Origin of the sequence: Streptacidiphilus anmyonensis (assembly GCF_000787855.1) — a bacterium.
In the GTDB taxonomy this organism is placed as follows: Bacteria; Actinomycetota; Actinomycetes; order Streptomycetales; family Streptomycetaceae; genus Streptacidiphilus; species Streptacidiphilus anmyonensis.
This window is the reverse complement of sequence record NZ_BBPQ01000126.1, coordinates 6,244-11,463: the sequence shown is the minus strand read 5'-3', so window position 1 is coordinate 11,463 and position 5,220 is coordinate 6,244. Positions and strand designations below refer to the sequence as shown.

Below are 5,220 nucleotides of genomic sequence, written 5' to 3'. Positions count from 1 at the left end.
AAGCTTGAAGAGCTTGCTGAAATGCGTGGGATCGGAGAATCCCCACCGGGCGGCCACGGCGGTGACCGTACGTCCGCTTCCGGTCAGCTCGGCCCGGCAGCGCTCCAGGCGGCGACGGCGGATCAGGGCCGCGACGGTGAGCGGCTGGTCCTCGAACAGCTTGTGCAGCCGGCGTACGGATATGTTGTGGGCGGCGGCGATGCCAGGCGGCGACAGATCGGGATCGGCCAGCCGGGTCTCGATGTAGCCGGCGATCCGGCTCCGCAACGACTCGTCCGGGGCCGGTTGTTCGTCGCCGAGCCGGGCCTCCAGTGCGACCGCGATCAGCTCGACGACGGCCGCCGCCGACCGCAGCGCCTCCGCCTCGCGGAACTCGGTCGCCGACCACACCGACTCCCGGGCCAGCACGGAGACGAGAGCGCCCGGGCCGTGGCTGCCGTCGATGCGTACGCCGACGAGCCGGTCGATCTGCGCGGGCCGCATGCGAAGCTCCCGGCGCGGAACCAGGATGGTGACGTGCGCCGCGGCGGTGCTCTCGAACCGGAGCGTACGCGTGGGATCGAGCAGTACCAGGTCCGTCGGCCCGAGTTCGGCGTCGCCGCGCCCTTGCTCGATCCGCGTCCGGCCTCGGATCATCACCTTGACCGCCAGGTTCTCGCCGTCGGAGGCGTCGCGCTCCCGCCCGATGCAGGCGCTCTCGGGCGTGTCGAGGGAGACCAGCCGCAGCGGCCCGAGGTCACGGGTGGTGATCCCGCCCCGGAAGCCGGCACCGGCCAGCTTGTTGATCAGCGGCGGAAACCCGCTGGCGGCCAGCTCGTCCTGGAACGACTCAAGGTTGCCGATCACCGGTCAATGCTAACGGCGACACTTCTGCTCAGGGGACGCTGCTGCCCCGGCCACCAGTGGCCGGGGCAGCAGAGGGAGATGTCTGCAGATCTTCAAGGCAGAGGGCATCGACCCGGCACCGGGTCGCGGCGCGACCACGCGGGCCGACTTCCCTCGATCGCAGGCGGATGCGCTGCCGGCCTGTGACTTCATCGAAACCGTCATCTTGAACGCGAAGAGGCCCCGCCCGGCCAGGCCGCTGTGCTCGCTGCTACGGCCACGGTGGGCAGACCCCGCACGACCTCCTCTGCCCGGTATGGGGCCCGTCGTGCTCGCTCCGGAGCTGGCGGCCGACTCGGGGTAGCTGCCCGTCCGAAGCGATCGCTGCGGCATCGGGCGCGGCCCTTTGGGCTGTACCGGCATCGAGGAGAGCGCCCCGCTGGCAGGATGCTCCGGTGAGCATCCTGCAGTTCGTCGTCGACACCCAATGGTCCCTGATGCTCCTGGTCCTCGTAGTTGTGGGCATCGTGTGGGTGCGGCGCATGTCTCCCGAGACGCGCCGCGTGGTGCGCGGAGCGCTGATGGCACGTGGGGTCAAAGCCTCCGTAGGGAGCGTTTCGCTGGAGGTGGGCGCGCCAGCGAATGTCGAGACGTTGGCCACGGCCGCCGCGACAGACGATCAGCTGACCAAAGAGCTGGAACCGTCGGAGTCCGAGACGACTGAGGAGCAGGTCCAGCAGATCCGTCGCGACGCCGTCGAGCGGCTGATGCGCGAGGCCGCCGAATGGGGCTGGACCACGGCCCAGGTTGGATTCACGAATCCCCCCGTGCCGCAGATCGCATGGAATGGCGACCACCCGGAGATCAACTATGCGTTCAGCTCAATGGAGCAGGCCACCCTGCAGATGACGGCCCCCCAGGGCTCGCGGCTGTATCCGGGGTGGCAGCGATTCTTTGCTGGTCAACAGGTCAGTAGGGGAAGTAACGGTGGTCGCAGTGACTCCTGAGCATCGGCGAGGGCGCACCAACCTCGGCACCCTTCGCGTACGGCGGCCCCCGTCCCGCATCTTGCTCGTGTGCACGTCCATCCTGTTCGGATGGTAGCTGCCTGTTGGCCTGCGTGCCGGAGGTCGCGCGAGGTCAGCCCCCTGCGGTGATCTGTCGGATCCGCGCCGTCGCTGCGCTCAGCTCGCTGCTTCCTGCGGTGAGCTCTGTGGTCGCCTTGTTCATCAGATCGGTGTTCATGGTGGAGGTCGCCGCGACGCAGTCCGTTGCGGCCTGCTGGTAGTGGTCGAGGGCTGCGGACCAGTGCTGCTGTGCCTGGGCGTCGGGGATCGGCGCGTTGGACTGCGCGGTGGTGATGTCGCCGGAGAAGGTGTTGCAGGCGTTGCCCATGGTGGTGGGATCGTTGCTGGTGGTGGCGATGATCGCGGACATGTCGCTGGCGAGCTTCGTGGCCTGTGCCTGCCCGCCGCCGGTCCACCAGTTCGCGACCTGAGTCAGGGCGCTGCTGATGACGGGTGTCGGGGTGGCGTTGCTGGTTGCGACGGCGCTGGTGGCGATGCCGCTTCTGGGGTTGGCGGTTGTGGCCGGCCCGGCCTGGGTGGTTGTGGCGCAGGCGCTGAGCAGGCTGGCTGCGGCGGCGGCCAGGGCGATCCGGACGCTGGTGCGTGCGCGCATGGGTGGTCCCCCTCCATGACGGTGTAGTGGCAGGCTCCCACCGCCACGGCAGAGCCGAGGGGAGTGTGTTCGGATTGTGCCCATTCGGTGACTGGCTGTGCGTCATCCTTGGGGCGTGGACGGCGCGGTGACGGTCACGGTGCGGGGGTCTGTTTGCGGAGCGTGTGAGTTCGAATCCCGGAGGGGAGCGTTCCGAGGACTGGGCCAGGTGGCCGCGCTCGATTGGGCGGATGGACCCCGGCCCGGTTGAGGGTCGGACCGGTGCTCTGGCCGCTCGCTGCCTGGTCGGTGAGCGTACTCGGGTCGCTGCAGTCCGGGGATCGTTTCGGTCGGATCGCCCATCGGGGGTGATCGAGACGCGATCGTTCGCGGACGGTCGTCGCGTGAGCTCATGAGCACCAGCAGCCCCGAAGGCCCCCTCGGCAGACCCGTCTGGAGCGGTAGCATCACGTTCGGACTGGTCTCCTTCCCGGCCAAGCTCTACAGCGCCACCGAGGGAAGCACCGCACGCGGCCGAGCCGCTCCCGGCCGGGGACCCGGCCATGGACATCATGGCCGCCTTGAAGGCAAAGGCCGCGGCGAAGAGGCGGGCACCCCGGAAGGCCGGCTGACGCAACGGGACTAGGCACTGTCCTGGCGATCACAGACTGGGCTGGGTCCTCGGTCGCGATCGCCGCGCCGCACCACCGGCTCTGGCCCGGGCAGAGGCGGGTCATACGATCGGACCCATGACGAGCACTCCGGAGTCCTGGGCGATTCGCCACTTCTCTCAGGCCAATCCTGCAGGTCCGGGTTGTGACAGCGTGCCGGCGCTCTTGCGGCGGCTAGCCGATTCGATCGAAGCGTTGGGCCCTGTTGAAGTTCAGGATGTCGTCATCGAGTCGGAGGTGACTGAGTACGGGCCGTGGCGGTCGGGGACGGTCTACTTCCACCTGCTCGAAGACGTCTGAGCACGGCTGTGGCGCTTACGAGCGGAGCCAGACCACGAGGGCCGCTGCAGTGAGTGACTGTTGTCTTTCCGATCTTGAGTGGTGTCCGTCGAACGTGGATCTCGTTTGGTGACCGTCGGCTTCGCGCATGACGATGAGGGTTCCGAGCCAGCTATTAGCGCTGCTCGGTGTGCAGCGTGTACCGATCAGACGGGAGCACGGCGTGGATCGCAAACGACCGAACCCTCGACCCGGTGTCGCAAAATGCTCTGAGGGATGGTCAGGAACTGGACCGGGTGGCCATCGATGAGCATGGAATCACCATTCTCTGCCGCGATGACGACCTCTGGATGAGTTCCCGGGGCAGAACTGCTGCCACTCTGATACCTCCGCGAGGCCTGGACATAGGAGTGCGCAGCGACGCTGAGCCGACCGCGATCGATCGCCTCCGGCTCAAGCTGGTGTCCCAAAGTGCAGGTCAGCCGGCTGAGACGGTTGGGACGTCTCACCCCTTCCAGCAGCCCTTGATCAACTCCGTTTAGGTGTCTCAAGGTGTTCAGTGTCGCGTTGCACCTCAGCACGCACCACGCCTGATTGGAACACCACTTGCTTATCGTCAGGAAGATCGGCCGCATAGCGGCCACGCTCGCCGTCATTGTCGGAAGTCTGCTCGGCCTGTCCACCGCCGCGCACGCCGCATCCAACGGCCAGCAGATCATGGTGATCGACAACACCTACCGCGGCGTTTCTGCGTGGGTGTCCGGCACCAACCAGAACGGCAACAGCGCCGCCACCTGCATGCCGATATCGGGCTTCGAGAACCCGCTGAACGGCTGGTACTGGAAGGGCACCGTCTACGTCACCGTCTACGACGGGAGCGGCTGCCGAGGCCTCTACAACTCTTCACAGAGGGATGTTCCGACCTACGACTCCACGGACTACTGGGTCGTCCCCGTCTCCAACGACAACGCTTTTGGCAACCAGCAGATCGTGTTCTACGACAATCAGCACATCGCGAACTCCTTCAGCATCACTGGCTACAACCAGGGCGGCGCGTATGTGACGGGTTGCTGGAACACGCCCGGCTTCAAGACCATTGCCTCGGGCTGGTGGTGGAAGGGTCGGGTCACCGTGTCCACCTACCCCCAGACCGGCTGCAATGGCGGCGCCACTGGGCAGTTCTGGAATGTCGGGTCGCAGGATGGAACGTACTTCGGGGTGGACGACTGACTTTGCGGTTTCCTATGCGGTTGAGCAGTCGCCGGGCTGCTCAACCGCAAGTCGGCTTTCGGCAGCGTCCTACGTCGTCTCCCGTACGGCCCTGCGAGATGATGCGAGACGGCGGTGGCCCCGGCGTTCTGGCGGCAGGCAAGTGGCGATGGTTCATCTCGGCACTGATCAGCCGGACGACCGAGCCCTTCGACTCCGCCGCGGTACCGGACGTGACCCCTCCAGCCCAGCGGCGCGAGGGGCGTGTGGCTCTGAACACGTGATCGATCCTGGCGCAGATCACTTACTGGAATGATCTCGACATGGCTGGTGTGATCACTGCGTCAGAGCCGTCGTGGATAGTCACGTCTGCAGGGATGAGCCCACGCTTCGGCAAACTCGCCTCGGCTCTGCGTCGCGAAGGGGCTGACAGGGCTCGCCTCGGACGTCGATGGTCCCTGCTGCTGGAGGAGGACAGAGTGCTGCTGGTAGCTGCCCACCCGGAGGCCCGGCAGGCACGCTGGGCCGCAGCGCCCCGCCGCGGCCCACGCACCGGGCCCCCACCCCCTCCACCCGA

The 5,220-nt window shown here is 67.1% G+C and carries 5 protein-coding genes and 1 pseudogene; 4 read left to right on the top strand and 2 right to left on the bottom strand.

What is annotated here, in order from left to right; genetic code table 11:
* A partial coding sequence (locus TR50_RS41510; RefSeq protein WP_042435602.1) for a helix-turn-helix domain-containing protein occupies positions 1–846 on the bottom strand: 846 nt, incomplete at its 3' end.
* Positions 847–1,280: 434 nt separating this feature from the next.
* On the opposite strand from TR50_RS41510, the gene TR50_RS41505 reads away from it, so the two are divergent.
* Positions 1,281–1,832 carry a hypothetical protein gene (locus TR50_RS41505; protein WP_042435599.1) on the top strand — a complete coding sequence of 184 codons (552 nt, stop codon included), beginning with the start codon at positions 1,281–1,283 and terminating at the stop codon, positions 1,830–1,832.
* A 133-nt stretch (positions 1,833–1,965) separates the two neighbouring features.
* On the opposite strand, the gene TR50_RS41500 is transcribed toward TR50_RS41505, so the two are convergent.
* A complete protein-coding gene (locus TR50_RS41500; protein ID WP_042435596.1) occupies positions 1,966–2,505 on the bottom strand; it encodes a hypothetical protein in 540 nt (179 codons plus the stop codon).
* A gap of 728 nt (positions 2,506–3,233) precedes the next feature.
* Here TR50_RS41500 and TR50_RS41495 point away from each other — a divergent pair.
* From TR50_RS41495 to TR50_RS45120, 3 genes and pseudogenes are all read left to right on the top strand, one after another.
* Positions 3,234–3,455, top strand: coding sequence for a hypothetical protein (locus TR50_RS41495; RefSeq protein ID WP_042435593.1), 222 nt, complete (start codon positions 3,234–3,236; stop codon positions 3,453–3,455).
* 573 nt (positions 3,456–4,028) lie between these two features.
* Complete coding sequence (locus TR50_RS41490) at positions 4,029–4,664, top strand: hypothetical protein (protein WP_152648935.1); 636 nt, start codon at positions 4,029–4,031, stop codon at positions 4,662–4,664.
* A gap of 302 nt (positions 4,665–4,966) precedes the next feature.
* Positions 4,967–5,143: pseudogene (locus tag TR50_RS45120) on the top strand (IS5/IS1182 family transposase); the annotation flags it as partial.
* Positions 5,144–5,220 lie beyond the last annotated feature (77 nt).

Bases quoted from the DNA above. Each gene is read 5' to 3' on its own strand.
- TR50_RS41495 (WP_042435593.1), top strand. From the start codon at position 3,234: ATGACGAGCACTCCGGAGTCCTGGGCGATTCGCCACTTCTCTCAGGCC.
- TR50_RS41500 (WP_042435596.1), bottom strand. From the start codon at position 2,505: ATGCGCGCACGCACCAGCGTCCGGATCGCCCTGGCCGCCGCCGCAGCC.